At 69.8% G+C, this 24,340-nt stretch carries 27 protein-coding genes and 1 riboswitch; of the genes, 11 read left to right on the top strand and 16 right to left on the bottom strand.

Features of this window, described 5'->3' with window-relative positions; translation table 11 throughout:
* Positions 1-7: 7 nt before the first annotated feature.
* Together ACQP2X_RS02995 and ACQP2X_RS03000 are read right to left on the bottom strand one after the other, a co-directional pair.
* A complete protein-coding gene (locus tag ACQP2X_RS02995; protein WP_498694192.1) occupies positions 8-1,378 on the bottom strand; it encodes a DedA family protein in 1,371 nt (456 codons plus the stop codon).
* Between the two features lie 63 nt (positions 1,379-1,441).
* Positions 1,442-1,789 carry a hypothetical protein gene (locus ACQP2X_RS03000; RefSeq protein WP_498694193.1) on the bottom strand — a complete coding sequence of 116 codons (348 nt, stop codon included), beginning with the start codon at positions 1,787-1,789 and terminating at the stop codon, positions 1,442-1,444.
* A gap of 165 nt (positions 1,790-1,954) precedes the next feature.
* Between ACQP2X_RS03000 and ACQP2X_RS03005 the strand changes: the two genes are divergently transcribed.
* A complete protein-coding gene (locus ACQP2X_RS03005; RefSeq protein ID WP_498694194.1) occupies positions 1,955-2,509 on the top strand; it encodes a copper resistance CopC family protein in 555 nt (184 codons plus the stop codon).
* Position 2,510: 1 nt separating this feature from the next.
* On the opposite strand, the gene ACQP2X_RS03010 is transcribed toward ACQP2X_RS03005, so the two are convergent.
* A complete protein-coding gene (locus ACQP2X_RS03010; protein WP_498694195.1) occupies positions 2,511-2,801 on the bottom strand; it encodes an Rdx family protein in 291 nt (96 codons plus the stop codon).
* 9 nt (positions 2,802-2,810) lie between these two features.
* Positions 2,811-4,226 (bottom strand): DHA2 family efflux MFS transporter permease subunit, encoded by a 1,416-nt coding sequence (locus ACQP2X_RS03015; protein WP_498694196.1) that lies wholly within the window; start codon positions 4,224-4,226, stop codon positions 2,811-2,813.
* Positions 4,227-4,304: 78 nt separating this feature from the next.
* On the opposite strand from ACQP2X_RS03015, the gene ACQP2X_RS03020 reads away from it, so the two are divergent.
* Entirely contained in the window at positions 4,305-4,988 is a 684-nt protein-coding gene (locus ACQP2X_RS03020) for a TetR/AcrR family transcriptional regulator (protein ID WP_498694198.1), read from the top strand.
* A gap of 12 nt (positions 4,989-5,000) precedes the next feature.
* On the opposite strand, the gene ACQP2X_RS03025 is transcribed toward ACQP2X_RS03020, so the two are convergent.
* Positions 5,001-5,429 carry an Hsp20/alpha crystallin family protein gene (locus ACQP2X_RS03025; protein ID WP_498694200.1) on the bottom strand — a complete coding sequence of 143 codons (429 nt, stop codon included), beginning with the start codon at positions 5,427-5,429 and terminating at the stop codon, positions 5,001-5,003.
* Positions 5,430-5,626: 197 nt separating this feature from the next.
* Here ACQP2X_RS03025 and ACQP2X_RS03030 point away from each other — a divergent pair, with 197 nt between their 5' ends.
* Together ACQP2X_RS03030 and ACQP2X_RS03035 are read left to right on the top strand one after the other, a co-directional pair.
* Positions 5,627-6,820, top strand: a complete 1,194-nt coding sequence (locus ACQP2X_RS03030; protein WP_498694201.1) for an NAD(P)/FAD-dependent oxidoreductase — start codon at positions 5,627-5,629, stop codon at positions 6,818-6,820.
* Between the two features lie 55 nt (positions 6,821-6,875).
* Positions 6,876-7,550 carry an FAD-binding oxidoreductase gene (locus ACQP2X_RS03035; RefSeq protein ID WP_498694203.1) on the top strand — a complete coding sequence of 225 codons (675 nt, stop codon included), beginning with the start codon at positions 6,876-6,878 and terminating at the stop codon, positions 7,548-7,550.
* On the opposite strand, the gene ACQP2X_RS03040 is transcribed toward ACQP2X_RS03035, so the two are convergent.
* Positions 7,541-7,891: a GatB/YqeY domain-containing protein gene (locus ACQP2X_RS03040; protein WP_498694205.1), complete on the bottom strand. Its 351-nt coding sequence runs from the start codon at positions 7,889-7,891 to the stop codon at positions 7,541-7,543. The genes ACQP2X_RS03035 and ACQP2X_RS03040 overlap by 10 nt on opposite strands.
* Positions 7,888-8,823: a LysR family transcriptional regulator gene (locus tag ACQP2X_RS03045; protein WP_498694207.1), complete on the bottom strand. Its 936-nt coding sequence runs from the start codon at positions 8,821-8,823 to the stop codon at positions 7,888-7,890. Before ACQP2X_RS03045 ends, ACQP2X_RS03040 begins: the two co-directional genes overlap by 4 nt.
* 70 nt (positions 8,824-8,893) lie before the next feature.
* Between ACQP2X_RS03045 and ACQP2X_RS03050 the strand changes: the two genes are divergently transcribed.
* Positions 8,894-9,259, top strand: coding sequence for a YybH family protein (locus ACQP2X_RS03050; protein ID WP_498694208.1), 366 nt, complete (start codon positions 8,894-8,896; stop codon positions 9,257-9,259).
* 31 nt (positions 9,260-9,290) lie between these two features.
* On the opposite strand, the gene ACQP2X_RS03055 is transcribed toward ACQP2X_RS03050, so the two are convergent.
* Positions 9,291-9,884: a transglycosylase family protein gene (locus tag ACQP2X_RS03055; protein WP_498694210.1), complete on the bottom strand. Its 594-nt coding sequence runs from the start codon at positions 9,882-9,884 to the stop codon at positions 9,291-9,293.
* Between the two features lie 10 nt (positions 9,885-9,894).
* Positions 9,895-10,069: riboswitch (cyclic di-AMP (ydaO/yuaA leader) on the bottom strand.
* A 111-nt stretch (positions 10,070-10,180) separates the two neighbouring features.
* Here ACQP2X_RS03055 and ACQP2X_RS03060 point away from each other — a divergent pair.
* On the top strand, positions 10,181-11,395 hold the full coding sequence (locus ACQP2X_RS03060) for a saccharopine dehydrogenase family protein (protein ID WP_498694211.1): 1,215 nt from the start codon (positions 10,181-10,183) through the stop codon (positions 11,393-11,395).
* Here ACQP2X_RS03060 and ACQP2X_RS03065 read toward each other — a convergent pair.
* Positions 11,389-11,955, bottom strand: coding sequence for a helix-turn-helix domain-containing protein (locus tag ACQP2X_RS03065; protein WP_498694212.1), 567 nt, complete (start codon positions 11,953-11,955; stop codon positions 11,389-11,391). The genes ACQP2X_RS03060 and ACQP2X_RS03065 overlap by 7 nt on opposite strands.
* Before the next feature lie 47 nt (positions 11,956-12,002).
* Here ACQP2X_RS03065 and ACQP2X_RS03070 point away from each other — a divergent pair, with 47 nt between their 5' ends.
* Entirely contained in the window at positions 12,003-12,776 is a 774-nt protein-coding gene (locus ACQP2X_RS03070; protein ID WP_498694214.1) for a class I SAM-dependent methyltransferase, read from the top strand.
* 60 nt (positions 12,777-12,836) lie between these two features.
* Here the strand turns inward: ACQP2X_RS03070 and ACQP2X_RS03075 are convergent, their stop codons facing one another.
* Positions 12,837-13,460, bottom strand: coding sequence for a TetR/AcrR family transcriptional regulator (locus ACQP2X_RS03075; RefSeq protein ID WP_498694215.1), 624 nt, complete (start codon positions 13,458-13,460; stop codon positions 12,837-12,839).
* Positions 13,461-13,490: 30 nt separating this feature from the next.
* Complete coding sequence (locus ACQP2X_RS03080) at positions 13,491-13,988, bottom strand: hypothetical protein (protein WP_498694217.1); 498 nt, start codon at positions 13,986-13,988, stop codon at positions 13,491-13,493.
* Positions 13,989-14,141: 153 nt separating this feature from the next.
* Here ACQP2X_RS03080 and ACQP2X_RS03085 point away from each other — a divergent pair, with 153 nt between their 5' ends.
* From ACQP2X_RS03085 to ACQP2X_RS03095, 3 genes are all read left to right on the top strand, one after another.
* Positions 14,142-14,747, top strand: a complete 606-nt coding sequence (locus ACQP2X_RS03085) for a GNAT family N-acetyltransferase (protein ID WP_498694218.1) — start codon at positions 14,142-14,144, stop codon at positions 14,745-14,747.
* Positions 14,748-14,765: 18 nt separating this feature from the next.
* Positions 14,766-15,863, top strand: a complete 1,098-nt coding sequence (locus ACQP2X_RS03090) for a winged helix DNA-binding domain-containing protein (RefSeq protein ID WP_498694219.1) — start codon at positions 14,766-14,768, stop codon at positions 15,861-15,863.
* Between the two features lie 279 nt (positions 15,864-16,142).
* Positions 16,143-16,433, top strand: a complete 291-nt coding sequence (locus tag ACQP2X_RS03095; RefSeq protein WP_498694221.1) for a DUF3040 domain-containing protein — start codon at positions 16,143-16,145, stop codon at positions 16,431-16,433.
* A gap of 200 nt (positions 16,434-16,633) precedes the next feature.
* On the opposite strand, the gene ACQP2X_RS03100 is transcribed toward ACQP2X_RS03095, so the two are convergent.
* The 5 genes from ACQP2X_RS03100 to ACQP2X_RS03120 form a co-directional block, all read right to left on the bottom strand.
* Positions 16,634-17,866 (bottom strand): bifunctional glycosyltransferase family 2/GtrA family protein, encoded by a 1,233-nt coding sequence (locus ACQP2X_RS03100; protein WP_498694222.1) that lies wholly within the window; start codon positions 17,864-17,866, stop codon positions 16,634-16,636.
* A gap of 125 nt (positions 17,867-17,991) precedes the next feature.
* A complete protein-coding gene (locus tag ACQP2X_RS03105) occupies positions 17,992-20,286 on the bottom strand; it encodes a glycosyltransferase family 39 protein (RefSeq protein WP_498694224.1) in 2,295 nt (764 codons plus the stop codon).
* A gap of 142 nt (positions 20,287-20,428) precedes the next feature.
* Positions 20,429-21,493: a 3-deoxy-7-phosphoheptulonate synthase gene (locus tag ACQP2X_RS03110; protein WP_498694225.1), complete on the bottom strand. Its 1,065-nt coding sequence runs from the start codon at positions 21,491-21,493 to the stop codon at positions 20,429-20,431.
* A 204-nt stretch (positions 21,494-21,697) separates the two neighbouring features.
* Positions 21,698-23,245, bottom strand: coding sequence for a sensor histidine kinase (locus tag ACQP2X_RS03115; protein ID WP_498694227.1), 1,548 nt, complete (start codon positions 23,243-23,245; stop codon positions 21,698-21,700).
* Positions 23,223-23,960 (bottom strand): response regulator transcription factor, encoded by a 738-nt coding sequence (locus tag ACQP2X_RS03120; RefSeq protein WP_498694228.1) that lies wholly within the window; start codon positions 23,958-23,960, stop codon positions 23,223-23,225. The genes ACQP2X_RS03115 and ACQP2X_RS03120 overlap by 23 nt, the downstream gene beginning before the upstream one ends.
* 130 nt (positions 23,961-24,090) lie before the next feature.
* Here ACQP2X_RS03120 and ACQP2X_RS03125 point away from each other — a divergent pair, with 130 nt between their 5' ends.
* Complete coding sequence (locus ACQP2X_RS03125) at positions 24,091-24,330, top strand: hypothetical protein (protein WP_498694229.1); 240 nt, start codon at positions 24,091-24,093, stop codon at positions 24,328-24,330.
* Positions 24,331-24,340: the final 10 nt, after the last annotated feature.

The following is a 24,340-nucleotide window of genomic DNA, read 5'->3' on the forward strand; positions in this document are numbered from 1 at the left end:
ACGGGCGTCACGTTAGAGCAAGGGTCCGACGGTTTTCGTCGATCGGCCGACGGGTCGACCAGATTCCCGCGTTGAGCGCCGCCCAGGCCACGCCGAGCATCACCGCGGCGACCGTCTCACTGAGCCGGCTCCAGCCCAGGTAGACCCACGACCCGGCACAGACGGTGACGGCGATCGCCGCGATCGTCCACAATGCCACCTGCGTCCGTCTCGTCCCGATCCGTTGCACGACGAGCCAGGCCAGCAGCCCCACGACGGCGGCCAGGCGCGCGGTCTCGCCGGCGGCCATGGTCGCCAGCGCCGACCCGGCGGCGGCGGACGGCAACGGCCCGTCGAACTCGCCGAGTGACGGCAGGACGAGCGCGTCCGGCCGGGTCCAGTCGACCGGATCGAGCAGCTCCAGGGTGATCGACAGAATCACCATCGGCAGCACGGGCGCCAGGCACCGGAACAGGCCCGGCAGATCGGGCCGGGTCCCGCGCGCCCAATGGCCGAACAGCCACCCGCCCACCGAGATCGCCGCGGCCACGCCGAGCAGCGCCTCCGGGCTCACCGAGGTGGCGAGCCCGAGCGCGAAGTCATAGCCGTCCGAGGTCCATTCCCCACGGGCCCAGCGCGCGACCGCTTCGTCGGCTTCGGCGAGACCGCTGAACCGCACGATGGGCGGAATCGCCACGACCAGCAGAAAGGCCGCCCCGGCGAGTAGACCCAGGCTGACCAGCAGCGGGCTGCGGATCAGAACACTCGGAAGCGGCAGCCGGCTACGGGTGGTGAGGCCCGGAAATGGCAGCGGAACGCGGACCTTCAGACCCGGATGGCGGCCGAACCAGCGCCCCGCGAGCACGAGAGCGACGATGAGCGCCGTCAACACGGCCAGGGCGCCGCCGGCTCTTCCGGCGCGGGCGGCCAGTACGTCGTACGAGGCCCCGGCAAGAAAGCTCGCACCCACCAGCCACGTCGCCCAGAGAATGACCGCCGGGGTATGAAATGCCGCGAAGCGGCGATAAGGCACCCGTTTCCGCCCGGCCAGCCGCGGCACCAGTGTTCGCGCCCCCACCACCCACTGGCCGAGGAAGACCGCCCGCCCGCCGTAGCGTTCGAAGAGCCGCTCCGCCTTCTTGTGCTCCTTGGGCGGCTTGCGCTGCCCCGCGAAGAACGCGAAGTTCCCTCCGGCCAGCCCCGCGACCACCGCGCTGGCCAGCGCCGGGCCGATGCCCACCACCCCCTCGTTGGCGAGCAGCCCCAGCGCCACCAGCGCGGTGGCCGACGGCAGCACAAGCCCCGCGACGAACGCCGCTTCCCCCGCCACCAGCGCCGCCACCACGACCAGCACCAGCACGGGCGGGAGAGCCCCCAGGATTTCGTCGACCACCTGCACCCTCGGAGCGTATGGACGGCACCCGATGTCCCGGATCGGTGAGATCCCCCCGCCCGACCCTGATCAGGCACCCGTAGTGGCCGACCTTCGCAGCGCCAGCGCCCCGCTCACCGCCGCCACCCAGACCCCGGCCAGCTGAATGGCCTGACCCGCGGCGACCAGCGCGCCTTCGTCGCCGCTGAGGTTGTCGAAGCCGGTCCCGCTGATCAGAAAGCCCACGGTGATGAACACGCCGAGCCCCACACTGACGGCCGGCGCCCACCGCCAGGGCGCCCACGCGACGAACACCGCCCCCACGAGCAGGATGACGATTCCCGGCGGCACCGCCACCGGGAACTCCACCCCGCCGGCCCACAGCAGCCCGATCCCCACCGCGCCGACAACCAGCCCCATCACCGAAATCGTCTTCATGGGACCGATACTTCGACGCGGCGCCGCATCACGAATCCGCCCGCGAGCGGCAACGCCGGTACGCCCACAGACGTACGCGGGAACTCGGTCCTTGCGGTGAACGACTAACCAGGAGCCATCCGTAAAGCCATGAAGACCCAGCCCTAGCAGAAGGACTTCCGACCGATGAGCCGTCTCACCTCTCGCCTGGCGCTGGCCCTGGTCGCCGCCGTCGCGGTCCTGCTGCCCGGCGCCCCCGCGTGGGCACACAATTCCCTGGCCGAGGCCACCCCGGCCAAGAACGCCACGGTGAAGAAGGCCCCGGAAAGCGTGAAGCTCCGCTTCCTGCAAAAGCTGAACCCCACCGCCACCACAATCACGATCACCGGCGCCACCCCCGTGACGGCCTCCGCCCCGAAGATCGAGGGCGCCACCGGCACCATCACGTTCGCCCCACTGCCCAACGGCGAATACACGGTCGCTTACGACGTGGTCTCCAAGGACGGCCACCCGGTGAAGGGCTCCTACAAGTTCACCGTGACCGCCCCGGTGACCAGTTCCCCAGCCGCCGCCCCTTCCCCCACGCCGACCACCGAGGCGCCCACCACCGAAGCGCCACCGGCCGCTCTGGTCTCCGACGACGAGTCCTCCAGCAACACCGGTTGGGTGATCGCCATGGTCGCCGGCGCCCTCATCGTGGTCGGTGGCGTCGTCCTGGTCCTGCGCCGCCGTCGTAGCTGACCTACTCCGCGGCCCGGTCGGTGTGGCCGAGGCTTCGGCCGGGGGCAATGCGGTCTCGGACCATGCGCTTGAGGTCGGGGAGCTCGGGGAAACCGCCCTGCTCCTTGCGGGACCACAGCAGCTCGTCGCCCAGCTTGATCTCGAAGATGCCGCCGGTGCCGGGGACCAGGGCCACCTCGCCCAGCTCCTTCTGGAACGTGGTCAGGAGTTCCTGCGCGGTCCAGGCCGCTCGCAGAAGCCAGCGGCACTGGGTGCAGTACTCGATCTCTAGGCGAGGTTCCCTGGTCGTCACAACCGACGATTAGACCAGCTCCGGCACCTTTTCCTCGACCTCCTCGGCGGTCGGCTTCACCGTGCGCAGCGTCCACAGCGCGATCGGCACCCCCACCGCCACCAGGATCGCCGCCACCACCAGCGAGAACTGGTAGCCCGCCAGATAGCGGTGCATCTCCGAGCCGGTGGCGGCGTTCGACCGGTTCGTCAGGATCGCGCCGAGGATCGTGATGCCCAGCAGGCCGAACACCTCGCGCGACACGTTCAGCATGCCGCTGGCGATGCCCGCCCGCGACGCCGGCAGCGTCCCCACGATCACGTTGTTGAGCGGCACCAGCAGACCTCCGCCGACCCCGTAGACCAGGAACCAGGGCAGAAGAGCCACATACGAGGTTCCTTCGCCGTACGAGGAAATGCCCGCCACAGACGCAGCCATCAACGCCAGCGCCGCCGCGACCGTCCGCCCGGCCCCGAACCGTGCCTCCAACCGGGGCGCGACCGTCGCCATGACCGCCATGACCAGCGCCATCGGCACGAACGCGGCCCCGGCCGCGGTGGGGGAGAAGCCGAGCACGTTCTGCATGTAGATCGCCATGTAGAAGTAGATGCCGAAGACGCCGAACGCCCACAGGCCCATGGCCAGCAACCCTCCACTGAAGACCCGCAGCCGGAAGACGGCCAGGTCGATCATCGGATTGGCCGAGCGCGTCTCGATGACCACGAACGCGATCGCCGAGACCAGCGCGGCGCCGAACGCCACGAGGATCCCCGGTGAGGTCCAGCCGTCCGACTCGCCTTCGATCAGGGCGTACGTCAGTGTGAAGAGCGACAGCGACGAAGTGATCACACCCGGCAGGTCGAGGCCCCGCGTGGTGCCGCGGCTCAGGGCCGGAATGCTCCAGGCGGCCAGCGCGAACGTCGCGATCCCGATCGGCAGGTTGATCAGGAAGATCCAGCCCCAGGACACGTGTTCGCTGAGCCAGCCGCCGGTCAGCGGCCCGAAGGCCAGGGCGAGCGCCCCCACGCCACCCCAGATGCCGATGGCCGTCCCGCGTTCGCGCGGGTCGGGGAAGAGCGACGTGAGCAGGGCCAGCGCCGCCGGTGTCAGCAGGGCCGCCCCCACGCCCTGCACGGCCCGCGCCCCGATCAGCATCTCCTGGTTCTGGGCCAGGCCGGCGCCGACCGACGCCACCGTGAAGATCGCGAGCCCCGCGTAGAAGGCCCCGCGCTGCCCGAGCACGTCGGCGATCCGCCCGCCGGCCAGCAGCAGACCCGCGAAGACCAGGACATACGCGCTGGCGATCCATTCCAGGCCCTCGAGCGAGAGGCCGAGGTCCCGCTGGATCGAGGGGAGGGCCACGTTGACCACGTTGTTGTCGAGGTACGTCATGAAGGTGCCGAGCGCGACCGCGACCAGCGCCCACCACCGTCGGTTCTTGTCCATTGCCACCCTCCCGTACGACGTACATATACGGCGTACATGTACCTCGTACATGACACCTGTACGTTGTATGGTTGTCAAGTGGCAGGGGAGAAGCTGAGCAGGACCGCGGTGGCCGAGCGGGCGCTGCAGATCGGTGACGAGCACGGGCTCGAGGCCGTGACGATCCGTCGTCTGGCTCAGGAGCTCGGCGTCACGCCGATGGCCCTGTACTGGCATTTCAAAAACAAGGAAGAGCTGCTGCTCGGCATCGCCGACCACGCGCTGTCCACCGTGCGGGCCGATCGCGGCGCCGGCGATCCGTGGCAGAAACAGGTCCGCGCGATGGTCGAGGCGCTGCTGGCCGTCATGCGGCGGCATCCGATCCTGCCCGACCTGCTGGCCCTGGTGGAGAAGTCCCGCACGGCCAGCTTCACCCGCGCCACGAACGACGCGCTGATGCTGCTGACCCGCGCCGGATTCACGGTGCAGGAGAGCTACTGGATCGCGTCGTACCTGATGCACGGCGTGATCGGCCTGCTACAGGCCCAGCCGGAGGCCCCGGCGCAGGCGGGCCCGGAGGAAGCGGCCGAGTGGCGACGGCAGCGCCGGCTGGAGCTGGTGTGCCTGCCGCCGGATCAGTTCCCGATGCTCGTCCAGTTCGGGGAGACGTACGCCGAGGCGGCCGACCTGGAGAGATATTTCGCCTTCGGCGTCGACCTGCTGATGGCGGCCGTGGAGAAAATGGCCGAAGGCCCGGCGGGCGCATCACCCACCGGGCCGTAAGGGCAGAAGGTCTTACGCGCTCTCGAGCGCGCGGTCGCCCGTGGCGGGCGAGGTGTTGATGGCGATGCGGCGCGGCTTGGCCGCCTCGGCGACCGGAATGGTCAGCGTCAGCACGCCGTCCTGCCAGGTCGCCTCGATCCGGTCGAGGTCGAGGCCGTCGCCCAGCGTGAGCCGGCGCTCGAAGGTGCCGGTGGCGCGCTCGCGGCGGACCCACTGCACCTCTTCGTCGGTGCGCGGCGAACGCTCGGCGCGAATGGTCAGCACCCGCCCGTCGACGCCCACGTCGACCGAGCCCGGGTCGATGCCGGCGAGGTCGCAGTGCAGCACGAAATGGTCACCGGAACGGTAGAGGTCGATCGGCATCGCGATGGAGTTGCCGCCACCGAGCATCTGCCCCGCGAGACGGTCGAACTCGCGGAAGGGATCGAAAGTCAGCACCACGGAAAACCACCTCCTGGAGACGGCTCGCCGGCCTGCCCGGCGAGCGCGTGGCGCTCGGCTCAGATCAGTTCTGCCGAGGTCGGTGAGCCTGTGAGCAGCACCGACAAGACATTTTTTAGCACTGTCGCCGGGTGAGTGCCAAGAGGTTCGGCAAGAAAAATTCGAGCCGTACGTCCGCGCTGGTGAATGATGAGCCCATGACCTATGTCGTGGTGGGTGGCGGCCTGGCCGGCGCCAAAGCGGTCGAGACCCTGCGCGTGTCCGGCTTCGAGGGCCCGGTCACGCTGATCGGATCGGAGGCCGTCCGGCCGTACGAACGTCCGCCGCTCTCCAAGGGCCTGTTGCTCGGCAACGACTCGCCCGAGAGCGTCTTCGTGCACTCCACCGACTGGTACGCGGAGCACGGCGTCGACCTGCGCCTCGGCGTCACCGCGACCGCCCTCGACCGTGCCACCAGGTCGGTGCGGCTCGACAACGGCGACGAGGTCGACTACGAGAAGTTGCTGCTGGCCACCGGCTCGTCCCCACGCCGCCTGGACGTGCCGGGCGGCGATCGGGCGCTCCTGCTGCGTACGCTCGACGACTCACACCGCATCGACGAAGCCGTCACCAAAGACACCCGCCTCGTGGTGGTCGGCGCCGGCTGGATCGGCCTCGAGGTCGCCGCCGCCGCGCGGAGCCGGGGCGGTCAGGTCACCGTCGTCGGCACGTCGGCCCTGCCCTTGCAGCACATCCTGGGCGACCGGATCGCCCAGGTCTTCGCCGACCTGCACCGGGCCAACGGCACCGAGCTGCGCATGAACACGCACGTCACCGAGGTGACGGCCGACGGCGTGCGCCTGGCCGACGGCACGTCGCTGCCGGCCGACGTGGTCGTGGCCGGCATCGGCGTGACCCCGAACGTCTCGCTCGCGGCCGCCGCCGGTCTCGCCGTCGACAACGGCGTGCTCGTCTCGTCGAGGCTGGCCAGCAGCGACCCCGACATCTTCGCGGCCGGCGACATCGCGAACATCGACCATCCGCGGCTGGGCCATCGCATCCGCGTGGAGCACTGGGACACGGCGATCCGCAGTGGACCGGTCGCGGCCCGGGCCATGCTGGGCGAGGACGTCGTCTACGACCGGCTGCCGTTCTTCTTCACCGACCAGTACGACCTCGGCATGGAATACACCGGCCACGCACCGGCCGACGCCGAGGTGGTGATCCGCGGCGATCTCGCGAGCCGCGAGTTCATCGCGTTCTGGCTGGTCGACGGCAAGGTCGCGGCCGGGATGAACGTCAACGTCTGGGATGTCTCCGACCAGATCGAGGCGCTGATCCGGTCGGGCGCCACCGTCGACCGGGCCCGGCTGGCCTCCCCGGAAGTGGAATTGTCCGAGCTGGCGGACTAGCGTCTCGCACTTTTTGTCCGTCGCGCCGGAGCGGGTGATCGGTGACGCTTCCGCAATGGCGGCCTCGCAGTGGTGGCCCGCGGAAGTGCTCACCCACGAGCGCCGCGGGTCCGACGTCGCGGTCTTCACGTGCCGTACCCGCCGGGCGCTGCCGTTCCGGCCCGGGCAGCACGTGGAGATCGAGTGCCCGTACCGGCCGTGGCAGACATCGCCGTACTCGATGGCGAACGCCCCGCGGCTCGACCGGGTGCTCGAGTTCCACGTGCGCGCCGGATCGCCGTCCGGGGTGTCGGCCGCTCTCGTCGAACGGCTCAAGCCCGGCGACACCCTCCGGCTCGGTGCGCCGAGTGGATCGATGACACTCAACCCGTACTCCCGAAGAGATCTGGTCTTCATCACCGCTGGCACCGGGCTCGCCCCGGCCAAGGCGCTGATCGACGAGCTGTCGAGGTACAACCGGACACGATGGATCCACCTCTTCCGTGCCGAGCGGGACGACGGCGCCTTCTACGACCGCTGGTCGCTGGACCGGCTCGCCGACCGCCATCCCTGGCTGACGATCGTGCGCACGACGGCGGACGTCACGGAGGCCGTCTCCGCGCACGGCCCCTGGTCACATCACGACTTCTACGTGTCGGGCCCCGAATCCATGGTGGAAACGGTGGTGAAGGAGCTGGAGGCGCTGCGGGTGCCCGCGGCGCGTGTGAAGCACGACTTCTCTCAGAGGTAGGCGGTCAGAGCGCCGGCCTCGGCGCGCAACTGCTCGGCCCGCTCGGGCCGGCCCAGGCCGGCGTATTCGGCGGCGGCCTGTTCCCGGTCGTCGGCCTCGGCCCGGACGATCCGCCGGACATCCTCCTCGGTCAGCACCCGGCGGGCCACCTCGGTCGCCCCGACGCCCGGCAAGGTTTCGATGGCCAGGCTCTTCGGCGTACCTCCCTCGGCCGACACGGCCTCGGCGTTGTCTATCGCCGCGAGTGTCGCCCGCAAAGCCGCGACAGCGGCGCGGTCCCTGGCCTTCATCGCGGCCGGGAGGGCCTCGCGGAGCTTCTGCCGGAGCGGGGTGTCAGTCATGCCGAGACGTTATCCAGTTCGGCGGGACGGGTCTCCTGGTTATCCACAGCCTCCCGGTTGTCCACAGCGAAGGCGTCGCGAAGATGCGGAAGCAAGGCGCCCAGCGCTACGCTCGCCCGTTTCCGCCACACGAGGGCGAGCAGCGCGGGCATTCCCACGTCATCGATCGGCACGGCCTTGAGCTGCGGAAACGCGCTGGCCATGGACTCGCTCAGCACCGCCACGCCCAGGCCGCGCGACGCGAGCTCGGCGACGGTCGCGGGCGCCGACGCGACCAGCGCGACGTCGGGGATCAACTTCGCCGCCACGCAGGCCTCGTCGAGAACGGCACGGATCCCCGTGCCTGGCGGCAGCGTGACGATGGGATACGCCATGAGGTCCACCAACGAGACGCGATCGTCTCCCACGCTCGTGCCGGGCGGGACGAGCGCGACCAGGCCTTCGCTCACGATGATGTGGGCGGCGAGGTGCTCGGGCGGCTCGCCGGCGATGCCGACGAGCGCGACGTCGATCGCGCCGGCCCGGACTCCGGCGATCAGATCGCCGGAGTCGCCCTCGGTCAGCTCGAGCTCGATGCCCGGGTGCTCGGCATGAAAGCCGGCGATCCCCGCGAACAGCGGCGTGATCTCGCAGCCGGTCACCATCCCGATCGTCACATGCCCACGGACGAGCCCTCTCACCTCGTCGACGGCCTGACGGAGATCGGCGGCGGCGTCCAGCGCCGCCCGGGCGTACGGAAGCGCGGCCACCCCGGCCTCGGTGAGCCGGGCGACCCGCCCCGAACGGTCGAACAGCTCCGCCCCGAGCTCGTGCTCCAGCGCCTTGACCTGGGCGCTCACCCCTGACTGGCTGATGTGCACCCGCTCGGCGGCCCGGGTGAAGTTGGCTTCCTCGGCGACCGTGACGAAGTATTCCAGCTGCCGCAGCTCCATAACCGCGGATTCTAGTTCCCATGAGAACCATGCGTTGGACTTCTCATCCGCCCCCGAGAAGGCTGAACCCATGACCGAACGAGAGAAGGCCCAGCGCCCCGAAGACCTGACCCGCCTGTTCGTCGAGCGCGCCAACGCCAAAGACGCCGAGGGTCTCGCCCTGCTCTACGAGGAGGAGGCCGTGATGGCCTATCCGCCCGGCCGCCAGACCGTCGGCCGGGCCGCCATCCGGCGCATGTGGGAAGAGGCGTTGCCCCACATGCCGGCCGTCGAGCCCGAGCAGCCCCTGCCGACCCTGCTGAGCGGCGACCTGGCGCTGACGTCCACGCCTCCGCGCGACGGGTCCGGCGCGCGGGCCCAGGTGGTCCGCCGCCAGCCCGACGGCAGTTGGCTGCGCGTTCTCGACCAGCCCGAGTTCCAGACTCCGCGGTCGTGAGCCCGGCGCCGGCCCGGGTGGAGCGGTGATTTCACAGGGCCAGAGGCTGGCCCGGGAAGATGCGATGCGGGTTGTTCAAAGCGGCCTTGTTCAGGCGATAGAGGGTTCGCCAGCCGCCTTGCACGTTCGCCTTGGCGGCGATTGAGGCGAGGGTGTCGCCGGGTCGCACTACGTAGTAACGGCCTGTGGATGAAGCTGTGGAAGGAGCCTTGGCGGTGGATTTGCGGGTGATCGCGAGACCTTCGGTGTTTGTGCCGCGATATTGCCGGGTAGAAGAAGCTTTTCGGCCGCAAGTCGGCCATGCGCCCAGGCCTTGGGAACGGCGTACCAGCTCGGCGATTTGGATTTGTTCCGCGCGCGATGCCTGGTCGGCGGTGCGAGCGAAACGGTGCCCGCCGTGGGAGCGCCAGGTGCTGCGGCTGAATTGCAGACCGCCGTAGTAGCCGTTGCCGGTGTTGATGCCCCAGTTGCCGCCGGATTCGCACTCGGCGATGGCATCCCAGTTGACCGAGCCGCCCTTCGCGAGCGAGGCGGCTGAGGGTGAAGCGAGTGCCGGCGTGACGGGGGCGGCCAGAGTGACTGCTGCGGCGGCCAGACCCAGGGTGACGCGGGCAGGTTTGCACATGTGTGCCATGACAGAGAGTCCTCCACGCCTACGAGGTCAGCTGTCGGGTTCGGGCTGAGGTGCCCGGCCGCGCGTGCGCGGCTTCACCCCGAGGCGCGCCAAAGCGCCGAAGAACTCGGGTCCCCCGCTCCATGCCGTAATGATGTGTTCCGCCGGGCGGCGGCAGGATTCGGCGTTCCGCCCGCACGGACCAGCGGCGCCCGTGAAAGGGCGCCCGCCGGATTCTTATAGGAATAGGCGAGATCGACGTTATCGTGTCGCGCGCATTCAGGGGGCTTGTTGGAGAATTGGCAACCATGATCGAGCACGACATCGTCGTCTACGGTGCTTCCGGCTTCGTCGGAGCGCTGGTGGCACGGCATCTGGCCGAGCATTCCCCCGATGGCGTCCGGATCGCGCTGGCCGGGCGCTCCGAAAGCAAACTCGAAGCCGTGAAACGCCGGCTCGGTGTCGATTGGCCGATCCTGGTCGCCGACGCCGGTGATGCCGGCGCGGTCGCCCGGATCGCGGCGGCCACGCGGGTTCTGGTCACCACCGTGGGGCCGTACGCGAAATACGGCAAGCCATTGGTGGACGCCTGCGCCAAGGCCGGAACCGACTATCTCGACCTGACCGGGGAGGTTCTTTTCGCACGTCAGAGCATTGACGACAACCACGAGGTGGCTCGCGGCACGGGGGCTCGGATCGTGCATTCGTGCGGGTTCGACTCGATCCCGTCCGACCTCGGGGTGCACGTCGTGAACGAGGCCGTGCGCGGTGACGGCGCGGGCGAGCTCACCGACACCGCGATGGTCGTGACGAGCCTGCGCGGCGGGGTCAGCGGCGGCACTATCGACTCGCTGCGGCACCAGCTCGACACGATCAAGCGGGAGCCGGCGAAGAGGCGGATCGCGGCCAGCCCGTACTCGCTGAGCCCGGACCGGGCCGCCGAGCCCGACCTCGGCCGGCAGTCCGACGTCGCCACCGTGCGGGGCGACCGGGTGGATCCCTCGCTGCGGGGGACCCTCGCGCCGTTCTTCATGGCGTCCTACAACACGCGGGTCGTGCGGCGCACCAACGCGTTGCGAGGTTTCGCGTACGGGCGCGGGTTCCGCTATCGGGAACTGATGAGCGTGGGCGCCTCGCCGCTGGTGTCGCCGGTGGTCGCGAACGGGGTCAAGCTGGGCTTCGGCGCCCTCGTGGCCGGTCTCATGCTGCCGCCGACCCGGTGGGTGATCGACCGGGTGCTGCCGAAACCGGGGGAAGGGCCGTCGTCGGACGAGGGCCACTTCACCTGCGACGTCTTCACGCGCACGACCACGGGGGCCCACTACACGGCCCGGGTCCGCGCTCGGCGCGACCCCGGCTACGGCGGCACGGCGATCATGCTGGGCGAGAGCGCCCTGGCCCTGGCCGTCGACCTCCCGAAGGGTGAGGGTGGTGTCCTGACGCCGGCCACCGCTCTGGGCGACACCCTGGTGGAGCGCCTTCGTGCCGCCGGCATGGAGATCTCCGCGCGCGGCCCTCAGTGATGCTCACTGTGGTTGAGGAGGTGGGAGCGTTCGCCCTCGTGGTCGAGGATGCACAGCACCTCGGCCGGGCCGTCCAGGGCGCCGAAGGCGTGCGGGACCATCGTTGAGAACGAGGCGGCCTCGCCGGCTCGGACCGTGATGGTGCGCTCGCCCAGGCGCAGGATGATCGTGCCGGAGAGCACGGTGAACCAGTCGCGGCCGGGGTGCACCCGCAGGTCCTTCGGCATGGTGCGGGTGACCCGCAGCTTGGCCACGGTCTGGTTGCTCTCGTGGGAGAGCAGCCAGGTCGTGATGCCGCGGGCGTCGTCGCGGTGGGGGCGGATCACCACGTCGTCGTCGGCGCCCGACTCCACGAGCTGGTCGAGCGTGATGCTGAGGGCCCGAGCGATCGGGGCCAGCTGGTCGAGGGCGATCCGCCGATGGCCGGTCTCGATGCGGCTGAGCGTCGACGGGCTCAGGTAACAGCGGGCCGCCAGCTCGTCGAGCGACCAGCCGCGGGCGATCCGCAGGCCGCGGATGCGCTGCCGGACGAGGGAGTCCAGCTCACCGTCTTGCGTCATACGCAAGATGCTATGTCGCAGACGCAAGAACCGGCTACCTTCGAGACATGGCACATACCGCTTTCGCCGAGCTGCTCGACCTCGACGCCGAGGTGCTGCGCGACTATCACAACGAGGTCATCACCTGGGTCGGCTCGCTGGCTCCGGCCCAGCCGAAGATCATCGACCTGGGCGCGGGCACCGGCGTGGGCAGCCGCGCGCTCCTGCGCGCCCTGCCCGGGGCCGAGGTGGTCGCCGTCGACATGGACGACGAGATGCTGGCCCACATCCAGGCCAGTGACAGCCGCATCCGGACCGTCCGGGCCGACCTCGACCAGCCGTGGCCCGACCTCGGGCCGGCCGACCTGATCTGGGCCTCGGCCTCGCTGCACCACCTGGCCGAGCCGGTCCGGGGTCTCCGGGAGGCGCTGGCGGCGCTGCGCCCGGGCGGGCTCCTGGTGGTCAGCGAGCTCGACTCGTTCCCGAGCTTCCTGCCCGAGGGCCCGGAGGCGGAGCTGGAGGCACGCCTGAACGCCGAACTCGACAAGATGCGCGCCGAACACGGCCTGCACATGCACGCCAACTGGCCGGCCTTGCTGACCGAGGCCGGCTTCACCGTCGAAGCCGACCGCCGCTTCGACATCGACTTGCGCCCGCCACTGCCCGCCGCCACGGGCCGCTACGCCGAGATCTCCTTGGGCCGAGCCCGGGGCCGCATGGACGACCGCCTCCCGGCCGCCGACCTGAAGGCGCTGGACGCGATCGTGGCCGGCATCAAGAGCCGCGACGACCTGGTCGTCCGCGCCACCCGCACCGTCATCGTCGGCCGCAAGCCAAGCTGAAGCCCGCGCCCCAGCGAAGCCCGCGCCTCAGCTGAAGCCCAGCAAAGGCCGCGAAAGGGGTCAGAGGCTCTCGGTCAGGGCCACTGCGATCGAGGTCAAGTGGTCGGCCAAGCCGTCGGGGTCGCCGGGCATGCCGTGGGTGATCCAGTCGATGATGACCTCGCTTACTCCGGCGACCAAGGCCAGCAGCGTGCGGTCGTACCGGCCCTGGTCCTGCTCCTGCGGTGGGCGTACCGCCCGGAGCAAGGTCGCCAGGAACTGGGCGTCCTCGCGGAGCACCCCGCGGCGGCGGGTCTCCATCCGGGGCGCGTTGATGTAGATGACGCGTGCCGTCTCCGGGTTGTCGCGCAGCAGGCCGACCAGCGTGCGCAGCGCCGGGCGGAACAGGTCGGCCAGGTCGGCCGGGTTCGGCGGGGCGGACGCCGCGACCCCGCGCAGCAGCCACTCGTTCCGTTCCCGCTGCACCTTGATCACCAGGTCTTCACGGTCGAGGAAATGCTCGTAGAAGTACCTTTTGGAAACTTTTGCCCCGGCGCAGACGTCGGTGACCGTCACGTCGTCGTAGTCGCGCGTGCCGAACAGATGGACCGCCGACGCCACGATCCGCTCCCGGCGGTCTGAGGAACGTTGCGCGCGCGACCGCCCGCCGTACGTCTCCCCGCGCCGGGCCGAAGTTGCGTCCACAACGATTACCGTACGACTTCGGCGATCAACTCACACCACAGCGTCCACATTGGGCACTGAGGGTGCAGAATCCGTGGCCATCCGCTTGATCAGCCGGCGCACGACGATGAGCGGGATGATCCCGAAGACCCCGAACGACATGTCGATGAGTAACCACCACCACGGCAGTTCACGGATCGGCCCGGCGATCAGCGCGAGCGGGATGATCGCGAGACAGCAGATCATGCCCCACTCGATCACCCAGATGTTGCGGACCGGATCGCGCCACGGCCCCCAGAACGCGATGGCGATCATCAGATGCGCGAAGGCCAGCCAGTCCGTGCCGTACGCGATGAAGGGGTAGTTCGTCCCGGTCACCTCGAGGCCCTCGCGCACTCGGTCGATCCACGCGACCAGCGCATCCGGCGCCGGCACCGCATGCAGCACGTCGGCCAGCACGCGCACCTCGGTGACCAGCGGGAAAGCCGTCACGCCGCTCAGCACCAGGCCGATGACGAAGACGAGCAGCCAGGCGCGTATCGCTTTCATGATCATGACGCTAGGCGGCGGGCCACGCGGCCGAAATATCGCACACCACATCTCCACAAGATCCGCCAGCGTTCGCGACATGAGCAATCACTCATGAGCCAGATATGGATCGAGACTGGCTGCAACCGGCCCCTTACGGGCAGGATCGAAATCATGGCCGGCCGTCTTCCGTACCCGCTCACCTTGACGGGGGACGGCATCGTGCTGCGCGAATGGCGGTCCGACGACCTCGACGACCTGATCGAGATGCTCGACGAGCCCGAGATCGCCCGGTGGACGCCGATGCCGTCACCGTTCGACGTGGAGGCCGGCATCGCCTATCTCAAACGCTCCCACCAGGGCCGGGTCAGCGGTTCGCGCATCCAGCTCGCCATCACCGCCGACGGCGGACGGCCGCTCGGCGAGGTCCTGCTCTTCGGCGTCGACCTCGGCCTCAAAGAGGCCGAACTGGGCTATCTGGTGGGCAAGCATCATCGCCGGCGCGGGCTGGCGTCGGGGTCACTGTCACTGCTTTCGTCGTACGCCCGTAGCACGCTCACCTTGAGCAGACTGCTGCTGCGCATCGACCCGCGGAACACCGCCAGCACCGCCGTGGCCCAGCGCTGCGGATATCGGCTGACCGGCGAGCCGCCGATCCTTCAGGAAGGCCCGTACGGCTCCAGTCGCCTCGACACCTGGGAACTCGTCGAGGGACAGGCCGGCACCCGCCGCGAACGGCTCAAAAATGTCGCAGCCCGGCGGTACGGTCGTCGCACCTGAACTTCCCGGAGGTGTGCCATGGTCAGCGTCGATCGTGCACAGGTGATGGCGTACCGCGTCGCCGCTCTCGGCCTGGCCGAGCGTGTCGAAGCTCGCCCGTCCGATCTGCCCGTTCTCGACCTCGGCGTGCAGGAATACACGCCCGGCTCGGCCCAGGTCGCGCTGGCCGCGCGCACCGGTGGCCCGCTCACCGACGACCGGCTGATCACCGTGTGGGCCGCGCGCGGCGCCCCTCATCTGCATCGCCGCGCCGACCTGGCGGCCCTGGTCAAACAGTTGTGGCCGATCAGCGACGCCGACGCCACCGCGCGCATCCAGAGCGGCCAGATCCCCGACGGCATGAAGCTGGGCGTCGAGGCCTTCCGGGTCACCGCCGAGGCGTTCCGCGAGGTGGTGCACGGCCCGATGCCCCGCGGCGAGGTGAGCACCGAGGTCAGCAAGCGGGTGCCGCGCTCGCTGACCTACGACTGCCGCAGCTGCCGGGCCCGCCACATCGCGGGCAACGTCTGGCAGCATTCCGGCCTGCCCGGCGGCATCGAGGTGCAGTCGCGGGGCAAGGACGCGACGCTCGGCCCGATCCCCGGCGCGCCCCCGCGCCCCGACGAGAACGAGGGCATCGGCGACCTGATCCTTACGTACCTGCGTTTCCTGGGCCCGGCCACGCCCCTCGAAGTCGGCAAATATCTGGGCAGTTCCACCGCCGAGATCAAATCGGCCTGGCCCGTCGAGCGGCTGGCCGAGGTCACCGTGGACGGCAAGAAGAAGTGGCTGCCCACCGACGCCACCGACGATCTCGCCGGCGCGGCGCGGTCCAAGGGTGTCCGCTTCGTCCCGCCAATGGACGCGCTGCTCCAGGCCCGCGACCGCGACATCCTGGTGCCCGACCGCGCGCAGCAGAAGGAGGTCTGGCGCGTCATCGGCAACCCGGGCGCCCTCCTGATCGACGGCGAGATCGCCGGCGTCTGGCGGGCCAAGCTCGCCGGCCGCAAGAGGGTCGACCTGACCGTCACACCCTTCGGCAAGGTCCCACCCGCCCGCCGCAAACAGATCGAAACCGAAGCGGCCGAGGTGGCCCGAGCCCGAGAGGTCCCCGAGGCAACCGTCCTTTTTGACTGACAAGACACGCCCCGCGCCTCGGTTGCGCGTCGTTGGTGATCGTTTGGGCGGCGGCCGGATTGCCTTGGGGGATTCCCACTTGGTGGGTGTGGGCTCCCGGATCGCGGTCGGCGGGGGTGCCGCTGAGGGCTTGTTGGATCTCTTTGGCCTGGTCATATGCAGATCAGCGTGGCGAGCCAGAATCAAGAGGTATCCGGAAGGCAACATCTGAGTAACAATGGCATTGATCGGAGTGCGTGCCGTTCGATCAGGGCCGCTGGCCGAGGCGGAGGTGGCGTCATGTTGAGCAGGGAAGACAGCCGTCGACTGGCGCAGTTGGAGCGCCAGCTGCAACAGGATGATCCGGAGTTCTGCGCCCGCATGAGCAGCGGGCAGCTCGACCCGCCGCGGTCGAGACGACCCCCACTCACCTTGATCCTCACCGCCGTGGTCGTGTGGATCGCCGCCATCACTCTCGGCGTGCTCGGCTGGTGGATCGGCGCCGCGGTCGCCGCCGTCTTCGCGACCACTGTGGTCATCGCCGCCATCACGCAGCGAAGGCCCCGTCACCGCCGCCAGCCACCGATCTGACCACCCGCTCCGGCGCCTCAACCAGGGGCCGCGGCAGCGAAAGGTCGGCTCGCGCCATCGCGCGGGGTGCTTACGACGAAGAGAGCGCGGGGTGCTTACGACGAGGAGAGACGGCGCCGGGTAGGAGTCGGCGCCGACTCTCCGTCGGGGCTGAGGTCTCCGGGGATGTCCGGCGCCGCCCTCCCGGCGCCGGCGATGCCTCAGGCCCGGGCTCGGGCTCGGGAGCGGAAGACCCACACTCGCAGCATCAGGAACCGGACCGCTGTGGCCAGCAGGTTGGCGGCGATCAGGACCACCAGTTCGACCGGCTTCGAGTGTGATGGCGAGGTGGCGTTCAGCAAGGCCAGCGAGCCGCTGGTCAGCAGGAGGCCCACCCCGAAGACGATCAGGCCCTGGGCCTGGTGGCGCCACGCGCCGTCGTTGCCCCTGACGCCGAAGGTCAGGCGGCGGTTCACGGCCGTGTTCGCGATGGCCGTGACCAGCAAGGCGATGAAGTTCGCCCACTGCGGGCCGGCGAACGTGCGCAGGATCGCGTACAAGGCCAGGTAGGCCAACGTGCTGGCCACGCCCACACCCGCGAAGCGGATCAGCTGGCCGGTCAGGCCCGTGGGGACACCCTCGACCGGCAGCGGGTTGCGGCCCAGCTGTTCACGCAGGGTGGCCAGGGGTAGCTTGCCCGAGCCGAACGCGCGCAGCAGACGGACGATGCCCTTCAGGTCGGCCATGGCCGTGGAGACGATGTCGACCCGGCTGTCCGGATCGTCCACCCAGTCCACCGGCACCTCGTGGATGCGCAGGCCGGCCCTCTCGGCCAGCACCAGCATCTCGGTGTCGAAGAACCAGCCCGTGTCCTCGACCATCGGCAGCAGGCGCTCGGCCACGTCGCCGCGGATCGCCTTGAAACCGCACTGCGCGTCGGAGAAACGGGCCGACAGCGTGCCCCGCAAAATCAGGTTGTAGCTGCGCGAGATGAACTCCCGCTTCGCCCCGCGCACCACCCGCGAGCCACGGGCCAGGCGCGAGCCGATCGCCAGGTCCGAATGCCCGCTGATCAGCGGGGCCACCAGCGGCAGCAGCGCACCCAGATCGGTCGACAGATCGACGTCCATGTACGCCAACACGGACGCGTCCGAATGGGTCCAGACGTACTTGAGTGCGCGGCCCCGGCCCTTCTCGGGCAGGTGCACCCAGCGCACCTCGGGCAGTTCGGCCGACAGCCACCGGGCCACGTCCGCGGTCGAGTCGGTGCTCGCGTTGTCGGCGATCGTGATCCGGAACCGGTACGGGAAGTAGGCCCGCAGATAGGCGTGCAGGCGCTGCACGCACGGCCCGAGATCGACCTCTTCGTTGTAGACCGGAACGACGACGTCGAGCACCGGAGCATCGACGTGGGTCGTGGCAGCGTCAGGCGAGGGCTGCGTCGAAAGGCTCATGCCGACAACCATGATCGCGGCGGCTGAGCGCCCTTTGTGCCGGTCCTGTGGTGGCACTGTGAGTCCGAATACGACGAAAACGGGCGGCTCCCCACGAGGGAGCCGCCCGTTTTTCCGGGGGTGAATCAGGCTGTGGTCGAGGTGGTGGGCTGGGTCAGGTCGTAGACCGTCGTGCTGCCCACGGTCTTGGCCGTGTAGTTGGCCGCGACCCATTCGGCGATCTGCGACGCGTAATTGCTCCCGCTGGAGCCGCCACGGCCACCGAAACCGCCGCCGCCGATGAAGTAGTGGATCTTTCCTTCGGCCACGTACTGCTGGAACTGGGCCAGTGTGGGGGAGGGATCGGTGCCGTTGAAGCCGCCGACCGCCATCACCGGGTCGCCGGTGGCAAGCTGATATCCGGAGGCGCTCTGCGAGCCGACCGCCGCCGCGACCCAGGTGTACTTGTCGGCGTCCGCCTCGAGCAGCGCCTTCATCTCGTCGCTGACCGTAGCGGCGTCGAGCAGACCGCCCATGCCACCACCGCCGCCGCGCATCCCGCCGCCACCGTTGCCGCCGGGAAAGCCACCCTGACCGCCACCGTTGCCGGTGCCACCTTGAGTGCCGCCATTGTTGGTGCCACCCTGACTGCCGCCGTTGTTGGTGCCGCCCTGAGTGCCGCCGTTGTTGGTGCCGCCCTGAGTGCCGCCGTTGCCGGTGCCGTTCTGGCCGCCGAAACCAGCGCCGCCTGGGAAGCCAGGGAAGCCGCCCTGGGTGCCGCCATTAGCCGTACCACCAGTGCCGTTGCCGTTTTGTCCGCCGGGGAAACCGCCGCCGCCCGGGAAACCACCCTGACCGCCACCGCCGGGGAAACCACCACGGCCACCGCGGCCGCCGCCCCCGAAGCCACCGAAACCGCCGGTGGACGGGCCCGCGGACGGGATCGAACCCGTGTGTGCGGTCGAAGCGGTCTGCACCGCGTACGCCGCCGGACCCGCCAGCACCGCGGCCAGGGAGACCCCTGCCGCCAGAGCGGCGATCCGGGCCGGCAGGCGCAGGGCCGCGAGCAGCGCCACCGCACCGGCCAGACCGCCGACCAGGACCACCCACCGCAGCCAGGGCAGGAAGTCGGCGCTGCGCGACAGCAGGTGGAAGGACCACCAGGCGCTCACCGCGACCGTCGCCGCCAGCGTGATCGTCGCGAGCGCGTTCGACCGGTGCTTCCAGAGCAGCGCCGCGCCCATGCCGACGACCGCGCCGACCGCCGGCGCCAGGGCGACCGTGTAGTAGGCGTGGAAGATGCCCTGCATGAAGCTGAAGACCAGGCCGGTGACCAGCAGCCAGGTGCCCCACACGATGAGGCCGGCCCGCTGCCGGTCGGTGCGCGGGCGCCGGGCCGTGATGACCAGGCCGGCCACCAGCACGATCAGCGCCGCCGGCAACAGCCAGGAGATCTGACCGCCCTGCGAGCTGTCGAACATGCGCAGGATGCCGGTCTCGCCCCACATCCCGCCGCCCATGCCGCCACCGCCGCCGCCGACACTGCCGGTCTCGTCACCGTTGAGGCGGCCGAGGCCGTTGTAGCCGAGCGCCAGCTCGAGGATGCTGTTGTTCTGCGAGCCGCCGATGAACGGCCGGTGCGAGGCCGGCACCAGCTCGACGATCGCGATGTACCAGCCGGCCGAGACGACCAGCGCGCCGACCGCGGCCAGCAGCTGCCAGATCCGCTTGCCGAGCTTGGGCGGACCGGCGATCAGATAGGCCAGGCCGTACGCCGGGACCACCAGCAGCGCCTGGAGCATCTTGGCCAGGAAGCCGAAGCCGACGAAGACGCCCGCGAGCATCAGCCACTTCGTGGAGCCGTTCTCGATGGCCCGCACTGTCGCGTACGCGCCGGCCACCATGCAGAGCACAAGCATGGCGTCGGGGTTGTTGAAGCGGAACATCAGCGCCGCGATCGGGGTGAAGGCGAGCACGGCGCCGCCGATCAGGCCCGCCGCCGGTCCGTACCAGCGTTTCACCGTGGCGTAGACCAGCGCCACGCTGGCCACGCCCATGAGGGCCTGCGGGACCAGGATGCTCCACGAGTTCACGCCGAAGATCCGCGCCGAGATCTCCATGAACCACAGCGATCCGGGCGTCTTGTCGACGGTGATCGAGTTGGCGGCGTCGGAGGAGCCGAAGAAGAACGCCTCCCAGCTCTTCGTGCCGGCCTGCACGGCGGCCGAGTAGAACGCGTTGGCCCAGCCGTTCTTGCCGAGGCCCCAGATGTAGAGGACGCCGGTGACCAGCAACAGGCCGAGCAGGGAGGGCCGGGCCCAGATCGGGTCGCCGTTCGGGCCCAGGTAGAGCCGCTGCCACCGTGATCTCGGCGGCGGAACAACAGCGGGCTGCGGTGGATCCGGCGCCACCGTCGGCGGGATGGGCAACGTCGAAGTCATCGAGGCTCTCCACGGAAGGAGGATCAATACCTCGCCACTGTCGACGCTGCCCCTGTCGCGCCCATATGTCGTTCCTGTAAGCCCGCTGTGAGTTCGCGGAAGGGGATGGGAGGGGAAGGGAGGCGGGCCGGCCCGCTGTGAGTCAGGCGGCCCGGCGCTTCGCGGAGGCGACCGCGAGGCGCTCCAGCACGCCGACCGTGGGCTCCCAGCCCATGCACGCGTCGGTGACCGACTGGCCGTACGTCAAGTCGCCGCCCAGGTTCTGGCGGCCCGGCACCAGGAAGCTCTCCAGCATCACGCCGCTGATCCCGCGCTGGCCGGCCTCCATCTGCGCGGCCACGTCGTCGGCCACGAGCGGCTGGCGCAGGTGGTCCTTGCCGCTGTTGCCGTGCGAGCAGTCGATCACCAGACGCTCGGGCAGGCCGGCCTTGCGGAGCAGCTCCAAGGAATGAGCGACATCGGCCGCGCTGTAGTTCGGCTTTCCGCCGCCGCCGCGCAGCACCAGGTGGGTGTCCGGGTTACCGGTCGTGTGCAGGATGGCCGGCGTGCCCGAGTAGTCGATGCCGGGGAAGACGTGCGGCACCTCGGCCGCCTGGATGGCCTCGATCGCCGTGGCGATACTGCCGTCGGGGCGGTTCTTCATGCCGATCGGCATGGACAGGCCGGACGCGAGCTGCCGGTGGACCTGCGATTCGACAGTACGGGCGCCGATCGCGCCCCAGGCCACGGTGTCCGCGTAGTACTGCGGGGTGATCGGGTCGAGGAACTCCACCGCGGTCGGCAGGCCGCGGCCCACGATCTCCAGCAGCAGCCGCCGGGCGATCCGCAGGCCGGTGCCGACGTCGCCCGTGCCGTCCAGGGCCGGGTCGTTGATCAGGCCCTTCCAGCCGACCGTGGAGCGCGGCTTCTCGAAGTAGACACGCATCACGATCAGCAGGTCGTCGCTGAGCCGCTCGGCCTCCTTCTCCAGGAGCGACGCGTATTCGCCGGCCGCGACCGGGTCGTGCACCGAGCACGGGCCGACCACGACCAGCAGACGCGGATCTCGGTGGTTGAGCACGTCCTCGACCTGCTTGCGGCCGGCCAGCACGGTGTCGTGCAAGGCGGGGGTCAGCGGCAGCTCGTGATGCAGCAGGGCCGGGCTCATCAGCGGGACGACCTTTTCGATGCGCTGGTCGCGGACGCGCTGAACCTCGGGGGCAGTCATGGTCTCTCCTAGGCGGGCGGAAGCGGGGGCCGGCCCAGGAGCGAGCCGGCGGCAAACAAAAAGGCAGCGACATCAAGTCGCTGCCCGGGCCGGCTCTGGCGTGGTGTCTCAGTCCTTGCAAGATCGGTGCATGGCTGAGGCACCGGCGGGAGCCGGCCCACTAAACCACGAATACCAGCGAGACACGTCGGTCAGCATAGCGCGTCAGTGGGGGAGCTGGGCCAACTGCTGCTCAGCTGGTGGGACGGCGGGCTGGGGCGTGTCATACGGGAGCATGACGCTGAACACCGTACGGCCGGGCTCGCTCTGCACAGCGACTTTGCCCCGGTGGGCGGTGACGACCGCGTGCACGATCGACAGGCCCAGCCCGGTGCTGCCGGCGGCGCGCGAGCGGGAGCTGTCGCCGCGGGCGAACCGCTCGAAGATGTGCGGCTGCAGCTCGGACGGGATGCCGGGCCCGCTGTCGATCACGTGGATGACGGCCGCGTTCGGCATGGTGGTGACGGACACGGTGACGGCCGTGCCCTCGGGCGTGTGCGTGCGGGCATTGGCCAGCAGATTGGCCAGCACCTGGTGCAGGCGGGCGCCGTCGCCGTAGACGATGACCGGCTCCTCGGGCAGGTCGAGCTGCCAGTAGTGCCCCGGGCCGGCGGCGTGGGCGTCGCTGACCGTGTCGACCACGAGCATGGTCAGGTCGACCGGATCGTGCGCGAGCGGGCGGCCGGCGTCGAGCCGGGCCAGCAGCAGCAGATCCTCGACCAGCAGCGTCATCCGCTTGGCCTCGGACTCGACACGGTTGAGCACGTGCGCGATCTCCTCCGAGATCGGGGCGCGGCTGCGACGGCTGAGCTCGGCGTAGCCGCGGATGGCGGCCAGCGGCGTGCGCAGCTCGTGGCTGGCGTCGGCGACGAACTGGCGTACCTGCATCTCGCTGGCGTGCCGCGCCTCCAGCGCGTTGCCGACATGGTCGAGCATCTGGTTGAGCGCGGCGCCGACCTGCCCCACCTCGGTGCGCGGGTCGGTGTCCTGCTCGGGAACGCGCTGGGCCAGCTCGACCTGACCGCGGTCGAGCTTGAGCTCGGAGACCTTGGTCGCCGTGGCGGCCACGCGGTCGAGCGGAGCGAGGGTACGTCTGACGATGAACGCACCCGCCCATCCGGCCACACCGATCGCTATGAGAATGGCCCCGGCGGTGACCAGCGCGATCCGCAGAAGCGTCGCGTTGACGTTGGCGAGAGACAGGGCGGTGACCCGGATGACGCCGTTCGGCTCTTGGGTGGCGGTAGCACGGTATGAGCCCGTGCCGTCGACGTCGATGTCGACCTTCTCGCCCAGAGCGACGGTCATGAGCTCGGCGTTGGCCTCGTCGCTCAGCGTCTTGAAGTCGGTCTCCGGGCTCCCGTCGGTGGTGACTGGCACGATCTTGCCGCCGTCGATGAAGCCGTCGGCGTTGTAGTAGATCGTGATGGAGCCGGTCTCCTGGCCGCCGAACGGCTTGCTGTAGAACTTCGACGGGTCGACATCGGGTCGGTTGCCACCGCCCCCGGCACGGAACGGGTTGCTGACCCCGTCCAGCTTTTCGTCGATCTGGCTGTACAGGGTGTCGTGCAGGAAGACGTAGGCCGTGGTGCCGACCGCGAGGCCCAGGATCGTGAGCAGCGTGATGATGATGGCGACGATCCGGGTGCGCAGCGGCCAGCCGCGCGGACTGCGCCAGCGGGCCGGATGTTCAGTCCGCGGGCTTGAGGACATAGCCGGCTCCGCGCATCGTGTGGATCATCGGCGTACGGCCCGCGTCGATCTTCTTCCGGAGGTAGGAGATGTAGAGCTCGACCACGTTGGCCTGGCCGCCGAAGTCGTAGTTCCAGACCCGGTCGAGGATCTGGCTCTTGCTCAGCACCCGCCGCGGGTTGCGCATGAGGTAGCGCAGCAGCTCGAACTCGGTGGCGGTCAGCGTGATCAGGTCGCCGCCCCGGCGCACCTCGTGGCTGTCCTCGTCCAGCGAGAGATCACCGACGATCAATTGCGAGTCCGTACGCATGGGCGAGTGCCCCATCCGCCGCATCAGCCCACGCAGCCGGGCCACCACCTCTTCCAGGCTGAACGGCTTGGTGACGTAGTCGTCGCCGCCGGCCGTCAGCCCGGTGATGCGGTCCTCGACCGCGTCCTTGGCCGTCAGGAACAGCACCGGCACCTCGGGCGACTCGCCGCGCAGCCGGCGCAGCACCTCGAGCCCGTCGATGTCGGGCAGCATCATGTCGAGGACGACGGCGTCGGGCCGGAAGTCGCGAGCGGTCCGGACGGCCGAGAGCCCGTCGCCGGCGCTCTTGACGTCCCAGCCCTCGTAGCGCAGCGCCATCGATAGCAGCTCGGCCAAGGTCGGCTCGTCGTCGACCACGAGAACCCGGACGGGGCTTCCGTCGGGCCGCCGGAGCTCGGTGCTGGAATCTGCGTTCGCCATCGTCATGCCCCTACTTTTGCGGGCCACGCTTTGCGCTAGCTTTCCCGTTCCTGTGTACCACCTGTGACCCGGACCCACAGGAACTGCATAAATTTCGCACAGCGGGCAGACACCGTACGCCTAGATCGTGGTCTTCATGACGCAGACGACGAAGCACTTCGGATGGCAGCGGCGCACCGGATTTCTTGCGCTCGGCGCGGCTCTCGCCCTGACCGCGGCCTTCGGGCCGACCACGCTCGGCACCACACGGTACGCCGCGAGCGAGGTGGCCGGCTACGCCACGGTGACCGCGGCCGACACGATCACCGCCACCCCGGTGCTGGCCGAGGTGGCGGCGGCCGGCCGAGGTGTGTCGAAGACCCCCGAAAGCGTATAAAACGCCCATA

The organism is Actinoplanes sp. CA-131856 (genome assembly GCF_050956135.1).
Classification (GTDB): Bacteria; Actinomycetota; Actinomycetes; order Mycobacteriales; family Micromonosporaceae; genus Actinoplanes.